Origin of the sequence: Erythrobacter sp. THAF29 (assembly GCF_009363635.1) — a bacterium.
Lineage (GTDB): Bacteria > Pseudomonadota > Alphaproteobacteria > Sphingomonadales > Sphingomonadaceae > Erythrobacter.
The window spans coordinates 282,345-301,493 of record NZ_CP045392.1 but is presented as its reverse complement, the minus strand read 5'-3'; the positions used below and the strand labels follow the sequence as shown (position 1 = coordinate 301,493).

The window sequence follows — 19,149 nt, the reverse complement described above, 5'->3', positions numbered from 1 at the left end:
GGCGCGGCGGGTCGGAAACCAAATCGGGCATCAAGCGCTTCGGTACCGACCCGTCAGGGGTAATCGCACGTCTTTCACCCCTTGAACGGTAACAGGTTTAACACGACGCCGCGTAGGCAGAATGCCCGCGTGGTGATACGAGCAAGGTAAGACACGATGGCGTCCACTGGGGCCGAAAGCACCGCAGTCCACACCGAAGAAGAAGGCGTGCGCCGCCGCGACTGGATTCATATTGCAGCGCTCAGCACCGCCGGCGTAGGCGGTGTGTCGCTGCTCTATCCGCTGGTAACGCAGATGGCGCCTTCCGCAGACGTGCTTGCCGAAAGCACTACCGATGTCGATGTGAGCGCAATTCAGCCGGGCCAGGCGATCAAGGCGGTGTTTCGCAAGCAGCCGCTCTTCGTAAAACGCCTGACGCCTGAAGAGATCGCCGAAGCCAAGGCCGACGATACGACGGATATGCGCGACCCGGAAACGCTCGCCGAACGTACTAAGGAAGGCCATCAGGACATCCTCGTCACCATGGGTGTGTGCACTCACTTGGGCTGTGTGCCGCTGGGCGCTGCCGAGGGCGAGAACAAGGGCGAGTACGGCGGCTATTTCTGTCCGTGCCACGGCTCGCACTACGACACGGCCGGCCGCATCCGTAAGGGTCCGGCGCCGACCAACCTCGAAGTGCCCGAATACGAATTTACCTCGGAAACGACCATCCGCGTGGGCTGACGCTCCGTATTTGTTCCCGAACCGATTGAATTGACGCTGAGAACCGAGAGAACGCTATGAGTTTTGCCTGGGCCAAGCAGTACGAGCCGAAGACCGCTTTTACCAAGTGGATCGATGAAAAACTGCCCCTCCCGCGCCTTGTCTACAACGCGGTGGGTGCAGGCTATCCGGTGCCTCGCAACCTCAACTACATGTGGAATTTCGGCGTTCTCGCCGGATTCTGCTTGGTACTCCAGATCGTCACCGGCGTCATCCTCGCGATGCATTATGCCGCCAACACCGAAGTCGCCTTCGGCACGGTCGAGCACATCATGCGCAACGTGAACTGGGGATGGGCGCTGCGCTATGCCCACGCCAACGGCGCCAGCTTCTTCTTCATCGTCATCTACCTGCACATTTTCCGCGGCTTGTATTATTCGTCGTACAAGGCGCCGCGCGAGATGATCTGGCTGCTTGGCGTGGTGATCTTCCTCCTCATGATGGCGACCGCATTCATGGGTTACGTGCTACCGTGGGGCCAGATGAGCTTCTGGGGCGCGAAGGTGATTACCGGCCTGTTCGGCGCAATCCCGATTATCGGTGAGCCGCTGCAGGTGTGGCTTGTGGGCGGCTTCGCCCCCGACAACGCTGCGTTGAACCGCTTCTTCTCGCTGCACTTCCTTCTGCCCTTCGTGATCGCGGGCGTCGTGATCCTGCACATCTGGGCGCTTCACATCCCCGGTTCATCGAACCCCACGGGCGTGGAAGTGAAGAGCGAGAGCGACACCGTTCCGTTCCACCCGTATTACACTGCGAAGGACGGGTTCGGCCTCGGCGTGTTCCTCATCTTCTTCGCGCTGTTCGTGTTCTTCCTTCCGAACGTATTGGGCCACCCGGACAACTATATCGAAGCCAATCCGCTTTCGACCCCGGCGCACATCGTGCCTGAATGGTACTTCCTGCCGTTCTACGCGATCCTGCGCGCCTTTACCGGTGACCTCGTAATTCCCTTCACCAGCATCGTCCTGGTTCCGGCCAAGCTGCTCGGCGTGATCGGAATGTTTGGCTCGATCCTCGTGTGGTTCTTCCTGCCTTGGCTCGACAAGAGCCCGGTGCGTTCGGGCCACTACCGGCCGATGTTCAAGAAGTTCTTCTGGTTCGGCCTGATCCCGACCATGATCGTGTTGCTGATCTGCGGCGGTATGCCGGCTGAACAGCCATGGGTGCTGGTTAGCCAGATCGCCACGGCCTATTACTTCCTTCACTTCCTGGTGATCCTCCCGATCGTCAGCCAGATCGAGGTGCCCAAGCCGTTGCCGTTCTCGATCACCGAGGCTGTGATCGGTTCGGACGACCAGCCAGGCGGCACCGATGGCGGTGGAGAAAACCCGCAGGCAGTCGTGAAGCCGTTGCCCGGTTCGGACCCTGATGGTTCGCTCCAGCCGGCCGAATAATCGAAGCAATTTCTGACCCGATAACGAGAAAGAGTTAGGTCATGACAATCCGTCTAGCAGGCATCCTGATCGGTCTTGCCATCACCGCAGTGCTGGTGCTGTGGTCGTTGGTTCCTGGGGTGATCAACTACTCCGCGCCCGAGCACCCTGCCTACTACGTGTTCAAGGAAGAGCCGCGCGCTCCCGAAGGCGGGTTCTCGTTCGATGGACCGTTCGGCAATTGGGACTATGCCCAGCTGCAACGCGGCTATGCTGTCTACAAGCAGGTCTGCTCGGCCTGCCATGGGCTGAAATATGTCGCATTCCGGAACCTTCAGGAGCTTGGCTATTCCGAAGCTCAGGCCCGCGCCGAAGCGGCGACCTGGAACGTCCCCGGTGTCGATCCGAACACCGGTGAGGCAACCACGCGTCCGGCCGAACTGACCGACTATTTTCCTAGCCCCTACCCGAACAACGTTGCAGCAGCGGCTGCGAACAACAATGCCATTCCGCCTGACCTCTCGCTGATGACAAAGGCGCGTCCGGATGGGACGAACTACGTCTATTCGCTGCTCTCGGGCTATGTCGATCCGGACCCTGAAAAGCTCGCTGCGGCGCAGGAAGAGGGCTTCGAGATCCCGACCGGTCTATATTTCAATCCGTGGTTCCCGAACGTGAACCTCGCAATGCCTCCGCAGCTTTACCCGGACCTCGTCACCTATGACGACGGCACCGAAGCGACGGTCGACCAGATGGCGCAAGACGTCGCCGCATTTCTGACCTGGACGGCCGAGCCGAAGATGATCCAGCGCAAGCAGACCGGCTGGTTCGTCCTCGCATTCCTTATCTTCGCTACCGGGCTTGCCTACCTGTCCTACAAGCAGGTCTGGGCGGGCAAGAAACCGAAGAAGAAATAAGCGATCCTTATCGCACACACCTGATCAGGCGCCCCATCGTCCCATTCGGATGGTGGGGCGCCTTGCTTTTGGGCAGACATTTCGAGGGTACCAGGAATGACCACGCCAGCGCTTTCTCCAGACGACCTGAAATCGTTGGTCCGCACCGTCCCCGACTTTCCCGAGCACGGGATCCAGTTCCGCGACATCACCACACTGATCGGCCACGATGAAGGGCTTAAGGCGAGCGTGGATCACCTCGCCCGGCTGGCGGAGGCAGGCGGCGCACAGAAGATCGCTGGCATGGAGGCCCGAGGCTTCATATTCGGCGCTGCTGTCGCGGTGCAGCTTGGCATCGGCTTTGTGCCAGTAAGAAAGCCGGGCAAGCTGCCGGTGGAGACGATCGGAACAGACTACGCGCTCGAATACGGGACCGACAGGCTCGAGGTCGATCCCGGAGCGATTGGCGAAATGGAAGATATCGTGATCGTCGACGACCTGATCGCGACCGGCGGCACCGCACTCGCGACCGCGCACCTGCTGAGGCAGGCGGGTGCAATCGTCGACCAGGCGCTGTTCGTGATCGACCTGCCCGACCTCGGAGGTGCAGACAGGCTGCGCGATGCCGGGGTCGAGGTTCAGACTTTGATGCAGTTCGAAGGCGACTAGCCCCACTCCCTTGAGCGCATCCGTCAGCGCTTGACCGGAACGAGTGCTGCGCGCAGGCATTGTACTTGCAGCAGCAGGCCGGGAAACTCCATGGAATCGCAAGCCCTAGTCATCGCCACGATCGGCGTCCTCGGTATCGGGGCGCAGTGGCTCGCGTGGCGCACGGGATGGCCAGCGATCGTCCTTATGCTGGCGGCAGGCTTCCTCGCGGGACCCGTTGCGGGCGAATTCGGCTTCCGGCTGCTCGACCCCGAAGCGGCCTTCGGAGATCTGATGGAGCCCGCCATCGGAATCGGTGTCGCCCTGATCCTGTTTGAAGGTGGGTTAAGCCTGGACCTGCGTGAATTGAGGCATTCGGGCAGCGCTGTATGGCGGCTGGCGACTGTCGGTGTGATCGTAGGTTGGGTGCTTGGCGCGCTGGCGGCGAGCCAGATCGCCGGGCTCGCCTGGCCGGTCGCGATCCTGTTTGGCGGGATCCTGATCGTCACCGGGCCAACGGTGGTGATACCGTTACTGAGGCAGGCCAATGTGCAGCCGAGGCCCAATTCGATCCTCAAATGGGAAGGGATCGTCAACGATCCCACCGGCGCGCTGTGTGCCGTCATCGCCTACGAATATTTCCGCCGCGTGGCCGAAAGCCCCAATGCCTCGATCATCGAAGTCGTCCCCCCTTTGATCATCGCGGCAATTCTCTCCGGTCTGATCGGCTACGCCGCCGCGCGCGTAATCGCATATCTCTTCCCGCGCGGGGCCATACCCGAATACCTCAAGGTCCCCGTGCTCTTCACCATGGTGATCCTCGTTTTCGTCCTCACCAACAAGATCGAGCACGAAGCGGGCCTTGTCGCGGTGACAGTGATGGGCGTGACGCTAGCAAACACCGGCTTTTCTTCGATCCGATCGATCCACCCGTTCAAGGAAAACATCGCCGTCCTGCTCGTTTCGGGCATCTTCATCCTGCTTTCGTCGAGCCTCCACTGGAGCGATCTCGTCTATCTCGACCCGACGACGGAGATCGGCCTGCGCTTCATCCTGTTCCTGCTGGCGCTGCTGTTCGTCGTGCGTCCGTTGACCGTACTCATCAGCCTGCTGGGAACGAGCGTGCCGTGGAACGAGCGATTGTTCATTGCGTGGATTGCGCCGCGCGGGATCGTGCTCGTCGCAATCTCCGGCCTGTTCGCGCTCAGGCTCGCCGATCTGGGATACAGCGATGGGCAGGTGCTCACCGCGCTCAGTTTCGCCGTGGTGGTGGCAACGGTTGTCGCCCACGGCTTCAGCATCAATATCGTCGCGAAATGGCTCAATGTGAAAGGCACGTCGAAACCGGGCCTGCTCATCGTTGGTTCGACTCCCTGGACCATTGCGCTTGCCAAGGAAATGCGTGCGCTCGGCACGCCCGTCATGATCGTCGATCCAAGCTGGCAAAGCCTCAGCGCGGCGCGGCGCGAAGGGCTTCCCTTTTACCACGGCGAAATCCTCAACGAGGCGACTGAGCACAATCTCGATCTGACGCCCTATCAGGTTCTCGTCGCAGCGACGGATAACGAAGCCTACAACACCCTAGTCTGCAACGAATTCGCGCACGAGATCGGTCGCGACAGCGTCTACCAGCTGGGCGAGAGCGCCGACGGGGAGGATGACAAGCACGCGCTGCCTCCGACGCTTCGCGGTCGCGCCCTTTTCGAGAGCGGCTTCGGCGTCAACGACGTTAACCAGCGCCAGCAGCAAGGCTGGGTGTTCCGCAAGACCAAGCTTTCCGACGAGTTCGATTTCGAAGCCGCGCGTGACACTCTGCCAGACAGCGCCAACATGCTGCTGCTGATCCGCCGCGATGGCCGCCTGCGCTTCTTCACACATGCCGCCCGTCCCGAGCCGCGTGCGGGCGATACGATCATCTCCTTCGCCCCTCCGCAAGAACGCACGCCGGAAGAGATAGCCGCAAGGCGCGCCGCGAAAGAGGCCGAGCGGGAAAGCGGCCGGAGCGGCGATCCGAAACCGCAGGCCGGATGATGTGGCAACGAGAATTCGAAAACGAGGCAAGAATGCAAAGACCTTCCATTCTCATCGCACTCGCCGCGCTGGCCGCCCTGGCCGCGTGCAGCAACGAACCCGCAAGCGAGCAGGCCGACGAGTCGCCGTCGACCGAAGCCACTCCGAGCCCCGATGCGCCGGTTTCGATCATCCGCCCAGATGTCGAACAGCCCGAGCAACCCGAAGAAGCGCTCGAGCCGCTCGAGGCGACCGTGGGCTTTCCGGACGGCGGATCGGAGCTTGATGCCGCTGCAATTGCCGTACTTGAAGAGGTTCTAGCCTCACCACAGGTCGCCAGGGGCGGCGCGATCACGCTACGCGCTCACAGCGATGCCGGCGGAAGCGGGCCTGTGAATGCGCGCGCTTCGCAAGCGCGCGGCGATGCGGTCAAGGAATGGCTGGTCGAAAAAGGCATCGCTGAAAGCCGAATCGTGGTCATCGCGTTCGGTGAGCAGAACCCGGTCGAGCCCAATGCATTACCCGATGGCTCGCCGAACGAGGCGGGCCGCGCAGCAAATCGCCGGGTTGAAATAGAAGTTGCCGTCGACGGAGCAGGCGCTGCGACCGCAGCGGGATCCTCCGGCGAAGACAGCTAGCCCAGCTCCCCGACGAGCCGAAGCACTTCTTCGGCATATTCCGGTCGGCAGATCAGCAGGTCGGGCAGGAAGGTGTCGGCACGGTTGTAGAGGATCGGCGAGCCGTCGATACGCGAGCAATGCAGGCCGTGCGCCATTGCGACCGCAACGGGTGCGCAGCTGTCCCATTCGTACTGCCCGCCTGAATGCAGGTAGATTTCCGCCTCGCCGCGCACCACGGCCATAGCTTTGGCACCGGCGCTGCCCATACGAACGAGCTCGCCGCCCATCGCCTCGGACACGGCTACGGCCTCTTTCGCAGGGCGTGTGCGGCTGACGAGAAAGCGCGGCTTGTCAGCCGGTTCGGGTAGCGGCTCCACCCGATCGGTGCGCAGCACGGTTCCCCCATCGAGACCGGGAAGCGCGACTGCGCCGGTGGTCGCGACACCGTCGATCGCGAGTCCGACATGCACCGCCCAATCGCTGCGGAGCTCGCCAAATTCTCGTGTTCCGTCGACCGGGTCGACGATCCACACACGGCTCTTCGCACAGCGCGAGGTGTCGTCCTTCTCCTCTTCGGAGAGCAACCCGTCGTCCGGCCGTGCCGCGCGGATGGCGTGGCAAAGAAATTCGTTGGCAGTCTTGTCGCCTGCATCGCCAAGTGCCTTGCCCTCGAACAAGCCGCTCGACCTGACATCGAGCAGAATACGGCCCGCGGTCTCCGCGAGGTGCGCCGCGAGCTCGGCATCTGTCATAGTCGCGACGTCGGTCACTTGAGCGGCATGATCTGTTTGATGATGAATGCGGCCGCCTCTTCCGGGGTCATGTCGACAGTGTTGACGACGATCTCGGCGTTCTCCGGCTTCTCGTACGGGCTGTCGATGCCGGTGAAGTTTTTCAGCTCGCCTGAGCGCGCCTTTTTGTAGAGACCCTTGACGTCGCGTTTCTCGGCGACTTCGAGCGGGGTGTCGACGAAGATCTCGATGAACTCGCCTTCGGGCAGCATCTCGCGCACCATCCGCCGTTCAGCGCGGAAGGGAGAGATAAAGGCGGTGAGCACGATCAGCCCGGCATCCGCCATCAATTTCGCGACCTCGCCGATGCGGCGGATGTTTTCGATCCGGTCGGTTTCGGTAAATCCCAGGTCCTTGTTCAGCCCGTGACGCACATTGTCGCCATCGAGCAGGAAGGTGTGGCGATTCATCAGCGCGAGCTGCTTTTCGACCTCGTTGGCGATGGTGGATTTGCCCGAGCCCGAAAGTCCCGTGAACCACAGCACTCGCGGTTTCTGGTTTTTGAGAGTCGCATGGTCCTCGCGCGTAATCGTCGTCGGCTGCCAGTGAACGTTCTGCGCGCGCCGCAGGCTGAATTCGATCATTCCCGCGCCGACCGTAGCATTGGTGAATTTGTCGATGAGGATGAACCCGCCAAGCTGCCGGCTCTTTGCGTAAGGCTCGAAGGTGATCGGGCGGTCGGTCGCGAATTCGGCAACGCCGATGCTGTTGAGCTCGAGCGTCTTGGCCGCGAGGTGGTCGAGCGAATTGACGTCGATCTCGTACTTCGGCGGCTGCACCGTTGCGGTGACCGTCTGGCTTCCGAGCTTGAGCCAGTAGCCGCGCCCGGGTTTGAGCGCCTCTTCGTCCATCCACACAAAGGTCGCGCAAAACTGGTCGGAGGCCTCGGGCGGATCGTCCGCAGCCGCAATCACATCTCCGCGGCTGCAATCGACCTCGTCTTCCAGTGTCAGGGTGATCGACTGGCCAGCCACCGCTTCGTCGAGATCGCCGTCGAAGGTAGTGATCGCTTTGACCCTGCTGGTCTTGCCGCCCGGGACAATGCGCACCGGATCGCCGGGCTTCACCGTGCCCTCAGTGATGAGCCCCGCGAAGCCGCGGAAATCGAGGTTTGGACGGTTCACCCATTGCACCGGCATGCGGAAGCTGCGTTCCTGCGCCGCGGTGTTCGCAAGCTCAACGCTTTCAAGATGGTCGATGAGCGACGGGCCGCCATACCACGGCGTGTTACCCGATGGTGCAGCGGTGATGTTGTCGCCTCTGAAGCCCGAGATCGGTATCGCGGTAAAGGCCTCGATCCCGATCCCCTTTGCAAACTCGGCATAGTCCTGCACGATCTGTGCGAAGACCGCTTCGTCATAGTCGACGAGGTCCATCTTGTTCACCGCCAGCACGATGTGGCGGATGCCGAGCAGGTGCGCGAGATAGCTATGTCGCCGGGTCTGTTTCAGGATACCCTTTCGCGCATCGACCAGGATCACGGCAAGGTCGGCGGTCGATGCGCCGGTCACCATATTGCGGGTGTACTGCTCGTGTCCTGGCGTATCGGCGACGATGAATTTGCGTTTTTCGGTGGTGAAAAAGCGATAGGCCACGTCGATCGTTATGCCCTGTTCGCGCTCCGCGGCCAGGCCATCTACCAGCAGCGCAAAGTCGATTTCGTCTCCCTGCGTACCGACACGCTTGCTGTCATTCTCGAGCGCTGCAAGCTGGTCTTCGAAGATCATCTTCGAATCGTAAAGCAACCTTCCGATCAGTGTCGACTTGCCATCGTCCACGCTGCCGCAGGTGATGAAGCGCAACAGGCTCTTCGACTGGTGCTGGTCGAGATACGTATCGATATCCTCGGCGATCAGCGCGTCGGTCCGGTAGATGGGCTCGGAAGCATCGGCCATCAGAAATAGCCCTCCTGCTTCTTCTTCTCCATTCCCGCACCACCATCGTCCATGTCGATGATGCGGCCCTGCCGCTCGCTGGTCGATGTGAGAAGCGTTTCCTGCAGGACTTCGGAAAGCGTGGATGCCGTGCTTTCAACTGCGCCGGTGAGCGGGAAGCAGCCCAGTGTACGAAAGCGGACCGAACGCATGGTGATCTCGGGCTTGCTGCCCAAGACTCTTTCCAGCCGGTCGATGTCGTCGGCCATGAACAGACCGCCTTCCCATTCGAACGTCGGGCGTTCAGCAGCGAAATAGAGAGGCACGATTTCGATGTTCTCGCGCATGATGTATTGCCAGATGTCGAGCTCGGTCCAATTCGACAGAGGGAAGGCGCGGATACTCTCCCCCTTGGCTTTGCGCGCATTGTAGAGGTTCCAGAGCTCTGGGCGCTGGTTCTTCGGATCCCAGCCGTGATTGGCAGTACGGAAAGAGAACACGCGCTCCTTCGCCCGGCTCTTCTCCTCATCGCGCCGGGCACCGCCGAATGCCGCATCGAACCCGTAATGGTCGAGAGCCTGTTTCAGCCCCTGCGTCTTCCACATATCGGTGTGCAGCGGGCCGTGGTCGAACGGGTTGATTCCGCGTTCCACCGCTTCCTCGTTCTGCCACACGAGCAGTTCCATACCGGTCTTCTTGGCCATGCTGTCCCGAAGCTCGTACATTTCCCGGAATTTCCAGGTTGTATCGACATGCAGGAGCGGGAAGGGCGGCGGCGCCGGGTGGAAGGCCTTGCGCGCAAGATGCAGCATCACGGCACTATCCTTGCCCACCGAATAGAGCATGACAGGGTTCTGTGCCTCGGCCACGACCTCGCGGATGATATGAATGCTCTCGGCCTCGAGCCGTTCGAGATGGGTGAGCGTACGCATGCCTGTCCAGCTAAAGGCTATGCGGCACAAGGCAAGAATAGAAAAGGTTTGGGGGGAGCAAGCTATGGAGCGGGTAAGGGGAATCGAACCCCTCTAGCCAGCTTGGAAGGCTGGAGCATTACCACTATGCTATACCCGCTCGCGAGAAGAGCGCCTTTGCCATCAAATCCGGCGTTCGGTCAACGGTTTCTTGGGGGTCAAAGCCCGCCTCACTTCACTTTTTTGCAACATAATGGTGCGAGCTTCGCGTTTGACCGGGCTCAAGGCCCGGCGCATACCGCAACCAGGCCCTCGGGGAGTCCGATGGCCTTACATAGATCGAGGGAGTCTCGACCATGGCAAGCAAAGCCAAGGGCGCGCCGAGCGCCAAGTCCGGAGGGAAAAAGCCCTCTTTCGGCGTCTTTATCGGACGCTTCCAACCCCTTCACATCGGCCACGAATATGTCATCCGCGAAGCGCTGACCCGCGTCGACCGGCTGATCGTACTCGTCGGTTCAGCCAATGTGGCGCGAGATCCGCGCAACCCCTTCACTTTCGAAGAACGCGCGCACATGCTGCGTTCCGCCTTTGCCTACGACAATGCGCAAGGGAGGCTGATCGTCGAACCGCTCGACGACCACCTCTATTCCGATACCGCATGGACCGCCGAGGTGCAGCGGCGCGTGCACGACATCGTGCTTGAGGAAGGCAACAATGGCTTCAACGCAAACGGCCTCGAGGATTTCGAGATCAAGCTCGCGGGATACGGCAAGGACAAGTCGTCCTTTTACCTGAAGCTCTTCCCCTCATGGGACAGCATCCAGATCGAGAGCCAATACGGCACCTTCTCCTCGTCCGACATTCGCGAGCGATATTTCGCGCGGCTTTCCGACATTCCTTCGCAAGTGCTGTCGGATGGGGTTGTCGAGAAGCTCGAGGAGTTCAAGCTCACCGAGGATTTCAAACGCTTGCTCGCCGAGCGCGAATATCTCGATGCCTATCCGCAGGAGTGGGGCGAGGGGCCGTTCGTCACCGCCGATGCGGTGGTGATCCAGGCGGGGCATATCCTGCTGGTCGAACGCGGCCGGTTGCCTGGCAAGGGTTTGCTCGCGCTTCCCGGCGGTTTCGTCGGCAAGGACGAGCGCATCCGCGACGCGGCGATCCGCGAACTGCGCGAGGAGACCGGGATTTCGGACGCGAAAGGCCAGATCCCCCCTGCCATGCTGGCGAGTTTCATCGAAGACAGCCGCACCCGTGTCTTCGATGCGCCGAACAGGTCGCTCAGGGGGCGGATCATCACCCACGCTTTCCTCTTCAGCCTGCCCGAGCGGCGCGAACTGGCTCAGGTGAAGGGCGGTGACGATGCCGCACATGCGCGCTGGTACCGGCTGGGTGAATTGAAGCCTGAAATGCTCTTCGAAGACCACTGGTCGATCATCGAACAGATGGCCGACCTTTGACAGAATCGCGGGGGAGTCCCGCGATACAACATACTGAAATCATGTGAGGAGTTCACATCATGCGTAATCTTCTGCTCTCCACCGACAGCTACAAGCAGAGCCACTTTCTGCAATATCCGCCCGAGGCCCGCGCGATCAGCGCCTATGGCGAATCGCGGCCAAATTCCTTCTCGGACAAGGTGGTGTTCTTCGGCCTCCAGCCGTTCCTGATTGACTATCTCGGCGCGCCCATCAGTGCCGAAGATATCGAGGAAGCCGCAGCGATTTGCGCCGCGCACGGCGTGCCTTTCAACCGCGAGGGCTGGGAAGCGGTGCTTGCCGACCACGGTGGCTATCTCCCGCTGGAGATAAGCGCGCTTCCCGAAGGCACAGTCGCGCCGACCGGCGTTCCGCTGTTCCAGGTGGTCAACACCGACGACCGGATGCCATGGCTCACCACCTTTATCGAAACCGCATTGCTCAGGAGCGTCTGGTATCCGACCACCGTCGCGACCCTCAGCTGGAAATGCGCGAAAGTGATCGGCGCGGGGCTGGAGAAGAGTTCGGACGATCCCGCTGGTCAGCTCCCTTTCAAGCTACACGATTTCGGCGCGCGCGGCGTGTCGAGCGGTGAGAGCGCGGCGCTCGGCGGGATGGCGCACCTCGTCAATTTCGCGGGGACCGATACGCTTGAAGGGATCATGGCCGCGCGCCGGTATTACGGAGCCGACATGCCCGGCTTCTCGATCCCCGCCGCCGAGCACTCCACCATGACCGCTTGGGGTCGCGATCGCGAGGAAGCCGCCTATGCCAATATGCTTGACAAGTTTGAAGGCGAAGGCGCGCTCGTCGCGGTTGTCTCGGACAGCTACGATCTCGACAACGCGGTCGAGAACATCTGGGGCGGTTCGCTCAAGAGGGCGGTGCTGGCGCGCAAGGGCACTTTGGTCGTGCGCCCCGACAGCGGCGACCCGGTTGAAACCCCGGCGCGCACGCTTGCCAAGCTGTGGGAAATCTTCGGCGGGACCACCAATGCCAAGGGCTACCGCGTGCTCAACGATCGCGTCCGTGTGATCCAGGGTGACGGGATGAATATCGAGAGCATCGGCCGGCTGGTCGACCGCGTCGTTGCCGATGGCTTTTCCGTCGACAATATCGCGTTCGGTATGGGCGGCGGGCTGCTGCAGCTCGTCAATCGCGACACTCTCCGTTTCGCGATGAAGGCGAATGCAATGCGCGACGATCAAGGCGAGTGGCACGATGTCTCGAAAAAGCCAGCGACTGATCCCGCGAAGGCGAGCAAGGCCGGGCGTCAGGCGGTGGTGATCGAGGATGGGCGCATGGTCGCCAAGCGTCTCGATGCTATCGACCCGGCGCACGATCTCCTCAAGCCTGTGTGGCGCAATGGCGATGTGCTGGTGCGGCACACATTCGAGGAGGTGCGCGCTCGGGCAAAAGCATGAGCGACGAAAAAAACAGGGCGGTAGGACCAGGTCCTGCCGCCCCCATGAGGAGAAGAAACATTCGAAGTGGCAGGGTCGGCGGGCCCTGCCGGTGCCCCAATGGAACCTAACTCCATCTGCCGAACTGCGCCTGCGCAGTTTTGGGAGATCCCTTTCCCGAAACGGCGGCGCTGCGACCCTCAGGCTCGCTTGCAGCGACACCTGTGCGGTGAAATTCTTATAGTGGATTGGCCCTGATCGGCACCAGTCGCCAAACTGGGTGACACCGGTCGCACTATTCTGAACCGGCTGTGCATCGCGGGTTCAGCCAACCCCCATGTTGTCGATGAGGCGGGTCCCTCCAATTCGCGCGGCGACCAGCAATCTCGCGGCCTTGCCCTCAAGCTTTTCAAGCGGCTTCAATGACGAAGCGTCGGCCAGTACGGCGTAATCGACCTTTGAAAAGCCTGCGCCGAGCAAAGCGTCTTCGAGCGCGGCGAGGGTCGGGGCAATCTCCTGCCCGTCCTCGATCCGTGCGATTGCTTCCCTCATCTCGCGCGGGAGGGTCGCGGCGGCGGCGCGATTTTCTTCGGAGAGGTAACGGTTGCGGCTCGACATTGCGAGCCCATCGGCCTCGCGGACGGTCGGCACTCCGATGATCTGGTGGACATGCGGGAGAGTGAGGTCGAGATCGCGTGCCATTGCCCGGATCACCGCCAGCTGTTGCCAGTCCTTCTCGCCAAAGAACGCCATGTCGGGGGCGACCTGGTTGAACAGCTTGCACACGACTGTTGCTACGCCATCGAAATGCCCGGGCCGGTCTGCGCCGCATAGTCCCTCGCTCACCCCGCTTACCGAGATGCTGGTGACGAAGCCGTCGGGGTACATTTCCGCGACCCTTGGCGCCCACAGCAGCGCGCAACCTTCGCGCTCCAGCATTTGGGCGTCCTCTTCGAGCTGGCGCGGATAGGCGTCCAGATCCTCGTTCGGGCCAAACTGCGTGGGATTGACGAAGATAGAGGCCACCACGTGGTCGCACGCTTCGCGCGCGCGACGAACCAGTGTCAGATGCCCCTCGTGAAGCGCGCCCATCGTAGGCACCAGCCCAATCGTTTCACCGCCCTTGCGCAGCGAAGAAACCCTTGTTCTCAACACATCGAGCGTGTGTGCGGTTTGCACCGTTTCGCCTCCCCAGATACCATTGCGCTCGACATAGACGCTTGCCATGTGCGCTCACAAGAACCCCCTGCTGCGCAGGCCCGCATCAATCACAGGAATACGAATGGTCGCACCATGAATCACGCCGCCCCGAAACCGACCCCCAAGGCCGCACACCGGATCGTTTTTGCCAATGAGAAGGGCGGGACCGGAAAATCGACGACCGCGGTTCATATCGCGGTGGCACTGGCCTATCTCGGCGCGCGAGTGATTGCGCTCGACCTCGATCCGCGCCAGCGCACCACTCACCGCTATATCGAGAATCGCCTTGCCACGCTCGAACGCAGGCGCATTACCCTGCCGACACCAGGCTGCGAGGTGTTTCGCGGGGAGACGGCTGACGAACTCTTGAGCACGATCGACCGGCTCGAACGGGTGTGCGATTTCCTTGTCATCGACAATCCAGGCCGTGACGATCCTATCGCGCGTGCCGCCGCGGAGAACGCGGATACACTCGTCACTCCGATGAACGACAGTTTCGTCGATTTCGATCTCATCGGGCAGGTCGATTCCGACACCTTCAAGGTGAAGAAGCTCTCCTTTTTTGCCGAACTGATCTGGGAAGCGCGGATGAAGCGCAGCCGTCAGACCGCCAATGGCAGCCGTCCTGAGATGGACTGGATCGTCGTGCGGAACCGCACCGGCCATGTCGAGGCGCGCAACATGGCGCGTATCGAACAGGCGCTCACCGAAATGTCGAAGCGCGTCGGTTTCCGCGTCGCGCAAGGGCTTTCGGAGCGCGTGATCTACCGCGAACTTTTTCCATCGGGACTGACACTGCTCGACAAGGGGCACCTGGGTGAGCTTGGTACCAGCCACCTGATTGCCCGGCAGGAATTGCGGGCGCTTCTCAAGAACTTGCACCTGCCGGAATTTGCTCGCAGGCAGACGCGAATGGAGCTAGCGTAGCTGGATGCTTCGCATTGCAATTATCCTTGTCATCATTTGCATTATCTGGCGCTGGGCCTTCGGCAAATGGCCGTGGGAAGGCCTCGGAGGCAGGACGACGCGCGGCCAGGCGATCTTTCAGGCGCGAAAGCTTTTGAGGGTCGAGGAAGGCGCAAGCCGCGAACAGATCATCGCAGCGCACAAGCGTCTGGTCGCGATGGTCCATCCCGATAAGGGGGGAAGCAATGCAGCGGTGCACGAGGCCAACGATGCGCGCGATCTACTTCTCGAAGAACTGCCGAACCAGGGCGCCGATATCGGCAAGGATGATTGATCGCGTAAGTGTCACAATTGCGGTGTCAGATCCGCGGGAACTTGCGAGAACACAGGGAAGACTGTTTCGATGAGCCACAAATTCGATCCGACCGTCCTGCGCGAATACGACATTCGCGGCATTATCGGCGAAACGCTGGGGCCGGACGATGCACGCGCGATCGGACGCAGCTTCGGGACGCTAATGGCGCGCGCGGGCGGCGACACGGTTGCGGTTGGTTATGATGGGCGGGTCAGCTCGCCCATGCTCGAACATGCTTTGGTGGAAGGGCTCACCGCCAGCGGGTGCAACGTCGTGCGGACCGGCATGGGCGCGACGCCGATGCTCTATTATGCGGAGGCCTCAGCCGAGGATGTGCATGGCGGCATTCAGATAACTGGCAGCCACAATCCCCCCAATTACAACGGCTTCAAAATGGTATTTCTGGGTCGGCCGTTCTTCGGGGCCGACATCCAGAAGCTCGGGGACATCGCCGCGGCCGGAGACTGGATCGACGGTGCGGGTGAGGTCGCGACGCGCGACATCATGGGCGAGTATGTCGAGCGTATGCTCGAAGGACTCGCCGGAATAGACACCGCCGCGCTGGAAGGATTGCGTGTTGGCTGGGACGCCGGAAACGGAGCGGCGGGGCCGGCACTGGAGGCGCTTGCCGCGCGGCTTCCCGGGGAGCACCACCTGCTTTTCACTCAAGTCGACGGGCATTTTCCTAACCACCATCCTGATCCAACCGTGGAGGAAAATCTTGCCGATCTTCGCGCGCTCGTCGCGGAGAAGAAGCTCGATTTCGGAGTGGCTTTTGACGGTGATGGCGACCGGATTGGGGCAATCGACGGCGAAGGTCGCGTGATCTGGGGCGATCAACTGCTGATGATCTACGCCGAGGATGTGCTGAGGACTCACCCGGATGCGACGATTATCGCCGATGTGAAAGCCAGCCGCGCGCTGTTCGACCATGTTTCCAGGCATGGCGGGAAGCCGCTGATGTGGAAGACCGGGCACTCCCTGATTAAATCCAAAATGAAGGAAACTGGTTCGCCGCTTGCTGGCGAGATGAGCGGGCACGTCTTCTTTGCCGACGAATATTACGGATTCGACGACGCGCTCTACGCCGGTGTTCGCCTGCTGGCTGCCTCCGCACGGCTGGGCAAGTCGGTCACGGAATTGCGCTCGGCCATGCCGGCCATGCTCAATACGCCCGAAATGCGGTTCCAGGTGGATGAGAGCCGCAAGTTCCCTGCCATCGCTGAAATCACCGAGCGGCTCACAACCAATCCCGGCCCGCAAGTGGAGGAGGTCAACGCGACCGATGGCGTGCGTGTGAACACCGCCGATGGCTGGTGGCTGCTGCGCGCATCGAACACGCAGGACGTGCTGGTCGCACGTGCCGAAAGCGACAGCGAAGAGGGGCTCGAACGCCTGATCGGCCAAATTGACGAGCAACTCGCATTGTCCGGGCTCGAACGCGGGGAAAGCGTCGGGCACTGACCGTTTTTGAACAGGGGATCGCAGATATGAAACGCATCTTTACCGCCGCAGCATCCGGCCTTGCGCTGGCACTGTCCGCTCCGGCGTTGTCGCAGGAAGAGGACGTTAACCTGGGCGAGGACGGTCAAGTCGGCGGTGAGGAAGTCTTCGAATTCCAGACGGTCGAGGAAGAAGCCGCGGAAGAATTCGAGCGCGAAATGACCGAAGCCTTCTCGATCTTCGGCGAAATGTTCGAGGCAGAGCCGCTCACCGAAGAACAGGAAGCGCGCCTTCCGCTCGCCAATAAGATGGTCGACAAGGTGTTCCCCGAGGGTTCTTTCGCGGTCGTCATGGACCAGAGCATGAAGCCGATGATGACCGCGATGATGGGCGCGGTTACGGGCGATCCGCGCACCGAACTCGCTTCGCTTTCGGGCGTGCCGGTCGAAGACCTTTACGAGCTGGACGATGAGGCCGCGCAGGCGGCGCTCGACATCCTCGATCCCCAATATGCCGGACGCAATGATCGCATCAACCAGATCGTGATCGACATGATGGGCGATCTGTTCGCCGCGATCGAGCCCTCCTATCGCGAAGCGCTGGCCCGTGCATTTTCGATCCGTTTCGAAGGGAGCGAGATCGAGGAATTGCTGGTCTTTTTCGAAACGCCGGTCGGCGGCAAATTCGCGAGGGAAAGCTTTCTCGTCCAGTACGACCCGCAAATGATGGGGATGATGGAAGCAATGGGCCCCGCCATGGGCGAGGTGTTCCGCAAGATGATGGAACAGATAGCCCAGATGGCCGAGGATTTCCCCGAGGGGCGCAAATTCCCCGAACTGAGCGCCGCCGAACGTCGGCGCCTGTCGGAACTGCTCGGCAAGGGTGAGTCAGAGCTCGAGGCGCTCGCACCCGAGCCTGAAGCCGAAGAAGAGGAAAGTGAAGGCGTCATCTGACGGTAGTGATCGCTGACGGAAGCGAAAGAGCGTTGGGGCACGCAGGGCAGTGAGACAGACGGGCAATTGGCCGTGGTCGGCGCTCGATATCTCCGAGACGACCGATAAGGAGGCGATCCACGCCGCCTATGCGGCCAAACGTGAAGCACTCGATGCGCAGGCGATGCGCATTTCCGCCTTCGCCGAACTCACCGAAGCCCGCGAGAAGGCGCTCTTCCTCGCCTCCGAATTGCAGCGCGAGCGGGACCGGACGAAGCGGGATGGAGAGGATTCCACGCTCACGCAACAAGCGACGCCACAGGCTGCCGCAGCTACGCCAGCGCGAAGTGTTGACATCTCTCCACGCGCTGACGAGCCACCCGAACCCGAACCCGAACCCGAACCCGAACCCGAACCCGAACCCGAACCCGAACCCGAACCCGAACCCGAACCCGAACCCGAACCCGAACCCGAACCCGAACCCGAACCCGAACCCGAACCGGAGCCGGAGCCGGAGCCGGAGCCTGAGCCTGAGCCTGAGCCTGAGCCTGAAGCAGGCAGCGAATGGGAGCGCGGAGGGCGATACGCACCGTCGCCTGACGAGATTGTCGCCAGTTTCGGCTTACAGGAGGCCGAACCCCGGACCGGGGCGGAGCCCTATGATCCCGATACGTGGCGCAGTTATTCGGACGTGGAGGGCGACGAGAGTCGATACATTCCCTCCACCGAAATGCGCTCGCCCGGCCAGGGCAAACAAAGCGACACGCTTGACGGGGTCGCCCAGCGGTACTCGCTCAACAGGTTTGGTTGCTGGTGGATAGGCGGGCTGTTCCTGCTTGTAACGTTCTGCAGCGCAATCGAGGAGGACGAGCCGGATTACGAGTACACGCCTGCGGTCGTCAGTCAGAATCCCGAAACGGCCGCTCAGTCAACTCGCTTTCTCGCCGTTTCTCCGCAGGAAGCGCAGGCCATGACCGAAGTCCTGTTCGGCGAGCAATTCAGTTATGGCGATGTGGTGATGGCTGACAGCGCGTTCGCGGGCGAATTGATGGAGCAATTGCGCGAAGACGCCGAAAATCCTGGCCCTGCGCGCTCGCTCCTGCGTCAGCGCATCCTCGCCGCGCGGGCTGGCGCAACGCCGGAGGAAGCGCTTGCCATCGCCGAGCTTCACCTCGCGTGGCTCCAGAGTGCGCAGGGACAGGGCGAGGCTGCATGCGGCGAAGTGACCAGTGGATTGTTTCGCGGGGGTGCTCCCGAAATGCGGGACGACTGGATCGCCTTCGAACAAAGTGTGGCAGCACAGCTCCTCATCTCGGGCGGATTGCGCCGCTCTTCGCAGGGGTTCGGGCCGGCGGATATCCCGGCCTGGGTCTATGAAGGGGCCGCGGCGAGGTCCGACAAGGATGCCGATGCGATCAGGATGGCAATGGACAACCCCGCCTCGCCGCATCGGTGCTCGGCCAAGATTGCGCTGCTCGAGACCTTGCTTGCGAACCGCGATCGCCTTACCGGCGAGATCATCGCAGGCCTGTGACGGGAACATGCGG

General features: G+C 61.6%; 17 protein-coding genes and 1 tRNA gene. 13 read left to right on the top strand and 5 right to left on the bottom strand.

The annotated features are described in order from the left end of the window. The first annotated feature begins 156 nt into the window (after positions 1-156). The 6 genes from petA (at position 157) to FIU90_RS01475 (ending at position 6,327) form a co-directional block, all read left to right on the top strand. Entirely contained in the window at positions 157-723 is a 567-nt protein-coding gene (petA, locus tag FIU90_RS01500) for a ubiquinol-cytochrome c reductase iron-sulfur subunit (protein WP_152433166.1), read from the top strand. 56 nt (positions 724-779) lie between these two features. Beyond that, a complete protein-coding gene (locus tag FIU90_RS01495) occupies positions 780-2,156 on the top strand; it encodes a cytochrome b/b6 (protein ID WP_152433165.1) in 1,377 nt (458 codons plus the stop codon). Between the two features lie 41 nt (positions 2,157-2,197). Further along, positions 2,198-3,052: a cytochrome c1 gene (locus FIU90_RS01490; RefSeq protein WP_152433164.1), complete on the top strand. Its 855-nt coding sequence runs from the start codon at positions 2,198-2,200 to the stop codon at positions 3,050-3,052. Positions 3,053-3,148: 96 nt separating this feature from the next. Next, a complete protein-coding gene (locus FIU90_RS01485) occupies positions 3,149-3,700 on the top strand; it encodes an adenine phosphoribosyltransferase (RefSeq protein WP_152433163.1) in 552 nt (183 codons plus the stop codon). A 90-nt stretch (positions 3,701-3,790) separates the two neighbouring features. Continuing rightward, positions 3,791-5,710, top strand: a complete 1,920-nt coding sequence (locus tag FIU90_RS01480; protein WP_152433162.1) for a sodium:proton antiporter — start codon at positions 3,791-3,793, stop codon at positions 5,708-5,710. A 32-nt stretch (positions 5,711-5,742) separates the two neighbouring features. Beyond that, positions 5,743-6,327, top strand: coding sequence for an OmpA family protein (locus FIU90_RS01475; protein ID WP_172970150.1), 585 nt, complete (start codon positions 5,743-5,745; stop codon positions 6,325-6,327). On the opposite strand, the gene FIU90_RS01470 is transcribed toward FIU90_RS01475, so the two are convergent. From FIU90_RS01470 to FIU90_RS01455, 4 genes are all read right to left on the bottom strand, one after another. Beyond that, entirely contained in the window at positions 6,324-7,061 is a 738-nt protein-coding gene (locus FIU90_RS01470) for a 3'(2'),5'-bisphosphate nucleotidase CysQ (protein ID WP_152433160.1), read from the bottom strand. The genes FIU90_RS01475 and FIU90_RS01470 overlap by 4 nt on opposite strands. Before the next feature lie 14 nt (positions 7,062-7,075). Beyond that, complete coding sequence (cysN, locus tag FIU90_RS01465; RefSeq protein ID WP_152433159.1) at positions 7,076-8,995, bottom strand: sulfate adenylyltransferase subunit CysN; 1,920 nt, start codon at positions 8,993-8,995, stop codon at positions 7,076-7,078. Continuing rightward, positions 8,995-9,906 carry a sulfate adenylyltransferase subunit CysD gene (cysD, locus tag FIU90_RS01460; RefSeq protein WP_152433158.1) on the bottom strand — a complete coding sequence of 304 codons (912 nt, stop codon included), beginning with the start codon at positions 9,904-9,906 and terminating at the stop codon, positions 8,995-8,997. The genes cysN and cysD overlap by 1 nt, the downstream gene beginning before the upstream one ends. Positions 9,907-9,971: 65 nt before the next feature. Beyond that, positions 9,972-10,045, bottom strand: a tRNA-Gly gene (locus tag FIU90_RS01455). A gap of 196 nt (positions 10,046-10,241) precedes the next feature. Here FIU90_RS01455 and FIU90_RS01450 point away from each other — a divergent pair. Together FIU90_RS01450 and FIU90_RS01445 are read left to right on the top strand one after the other, a co-directional pair. Continuing rightward, the gene (locus FIU90_RS01450; RefSeq protein WP_152433157.1) at positions 10,242-11,345 is read left to right on the top strand and encodes a bifunctional nicotinamide-nucleotide adenylyltransferase/Nudix hydroxylase; all 1,104 of its coding nucleotides are present in this window, start codon (positions 10,242-10,244) and stop codon (positions 11,343-11,345) included. Positions 11,346-11,404: 59 nt separating this feature from the next. After that, a complete protein-coding gene (locus tag FIU90_RS01445) occupies positions 11,405-12,787 on the top strand; it encodes a nicotinate phosphoribosyltransferase (RefSeq protein WP_152433156.1) in 1,383 nt (460 codons plus the stop codon). A gap of 303 nt (positions 12,788-13,090) precedes the next feature. Here FIU90_RS01445 and panC read toward each other — a convergent pair whose 3' ends face one another. After that, positions 13,091-13,945, bottom strand: a complete 855-nt coding sequence (panC, locus tag FIU90_RS01440; RefSeq protein WP_152435638.1) for a pantoate--beta-alanine ligase — start codon at positions 13,943-13,945, stop codon at positions 13,091-13,093. A 114-nt stretch (positions 13,946-14,059) separates the two neighbouring features. Between panC and FIU90_RS01435 the strand changes: the two genes are divergently transcribed. The 5 genes from FIU90_RS01435 to FIU90_RS15490 all read left to right on the top strand — a co-directional run bounded on the left by FIU90_RS01435 (position 14,060) and on the right by FIU90_RS15490 (position 19,136). Continuing rightward, positions 14,060-14,893, top strand: a complete 834-nt coding sequence (locus tag FIU90_RS01435) for a division plane positioning ATPase MipZ (protein WP_152433155.1) — start codon at positions 14,060-14,062, stop codon at positions 14,891-14,893. A gap of 4 nt (positions 14,894-14,897) precedes the next feature. Then, entirely contained in the window at positions 14,898-15,206 is a 309-nt protein-coding gene (locus tag FIU90_RS01430) for a molecular chaperone DnaJ (protein WP_152433154.1), read from the top strand. Positions 15,207-15,275: 69 nt separating this feature from the next. Further along, entirely contained in the window at positions 15,276-16,691 is a 1,416-nt protein-coding gene (gene pgmG / locus FIU90_RS01425) for a phosphoglucomutase/phosphomannomutase PgmG (RefSeq protein WP_152433153.1), read from the top strand. 26 nt (positions 16,692-16,717) lie between these two features. Then, a complete protein-coding gene (locus tag FIU90_RS01420; protein WP_152433152.1) occupies positions 16,718-17,623 on the top strand; it encodes a hypothetical protein in 906 nt (301 codons plus the stop codon). 49 nt (positions 17,624-17,672) lie between these two features. Beyond that, positions 17,673-19,136, top strand: a complete 1,464-nt coding sequence (locus FIU90_RS15490) for a hypothetical protein (RefSeq protein WP_172970121.1) — start codon at positions 17,673-17,675, stop codon at positions 19,134-19,136. The last annotated feature ends 13 nt before the right edge of the window (positions 19,137-19,149 follow it).

Bases quoted from the DNA above. Each gene is read 5' to 3' on its own strand.
- FIU90_RS01450 (WP_152433157.1), top strand. From the start codon at position 10,242: ATGGCAAGCAAAGCCAAGGGCGCGCCGAGCGCCAAGTCCGGAGGGAAA.
- FIU90_RS01475 (WP_172970150.1), top strand. From the start codon at position 5,743: ATGCAAAGACCTTCCATTCTCATCGCACTCGCCGCGCTGGCCGCCCTG.
- FIU90_RS01485 (WP_152433163.1), top strand. From the start codon at position 3,149: ATGACCACGCCAGCGCTTTCTCCAGACGACCTGAAATCGTTGGTCCGC.
- pgmG (WP_152433153.1), top strand. From the start codon at position 15,276: ATGAGCCACAAATTCGATCCGACCGTCCTGCGCGAATACGACATTCGC.
- FIU90_RS01420 (WP_152433152.1), top strand. From the start codon at position 16,718: ATGAAACGCATCTTTACCGCCGCAGCATCCGGCCTTGCGCTGGCACTG.
- FIU90_RS01470 (WP_152433160.1), bottom strand. From the start codon at position 7,061: ATGACAGATGCCGAGCTCGCGGCGCACCTCGCGGAGACCGCGGGCCGT.
- cysD (WP_152433158.1), bottom strand. From the start codon at position 9,906: ATGCGTACGCTCACCCATCTCGAACGGCTCGAGGCCGAGAGCATTCAT.
- petA (WP_152433166.1), top strand. From the start codon at position 157: ATGGCGTCCACTGGGGCCGAAAGCACCGCAGTCCACACCGAAGAAGAA.
- FIU90_RS01495 (WP_152433165.1), top strand. From the start codon at position 780: ATGAGTTTTGCCTGGGCCAAGCAGTACGAGCCGAAGACCGCTTTTACC.
- FIU90_RS01430 (WP_152433154.1), top strand. From the start codon at position 14,898: ATGCTTCGCATTGCAATTATCCTTGTCATCATTTGCATTATCTGGCGC.
- FIU90_RS01490 (WP_152433164.1), top strand. From the start codon at position 2,198: ATGACAATCCGTCTAGCAGGCATCCTGATCGGTCTTGCCATCACCGCA.
- FIU90_RS01445 (WP_152433156.1), top strand. From the start codon at position 11,405: ATGCGTAATCTTCTGCTCTCCACCGACAGCTACAAGCAGAGCCACTTT.
- FIU90_RS01480 (WP_152433162.1), top strand. From the start codon at position 3,791: ATGGAATCGCAAGCCCTAGTCATCGCCACGATCGGCGTCCTCGGTATC.
- FIU90_RS01435 (WP_152433155.1), top strand. From the start codon at position 14,060: ATGAATCACGCCGCCCCGAAACCGACCCCCAAGGCCGCACACCGGATC.
- cysN (WP_152433159.1), bottom strand. From the start codon at position 8,995: ATGGCCGATGCTTCCGAGCCCATCTACCGGACCGACGCGCTGATCGCC.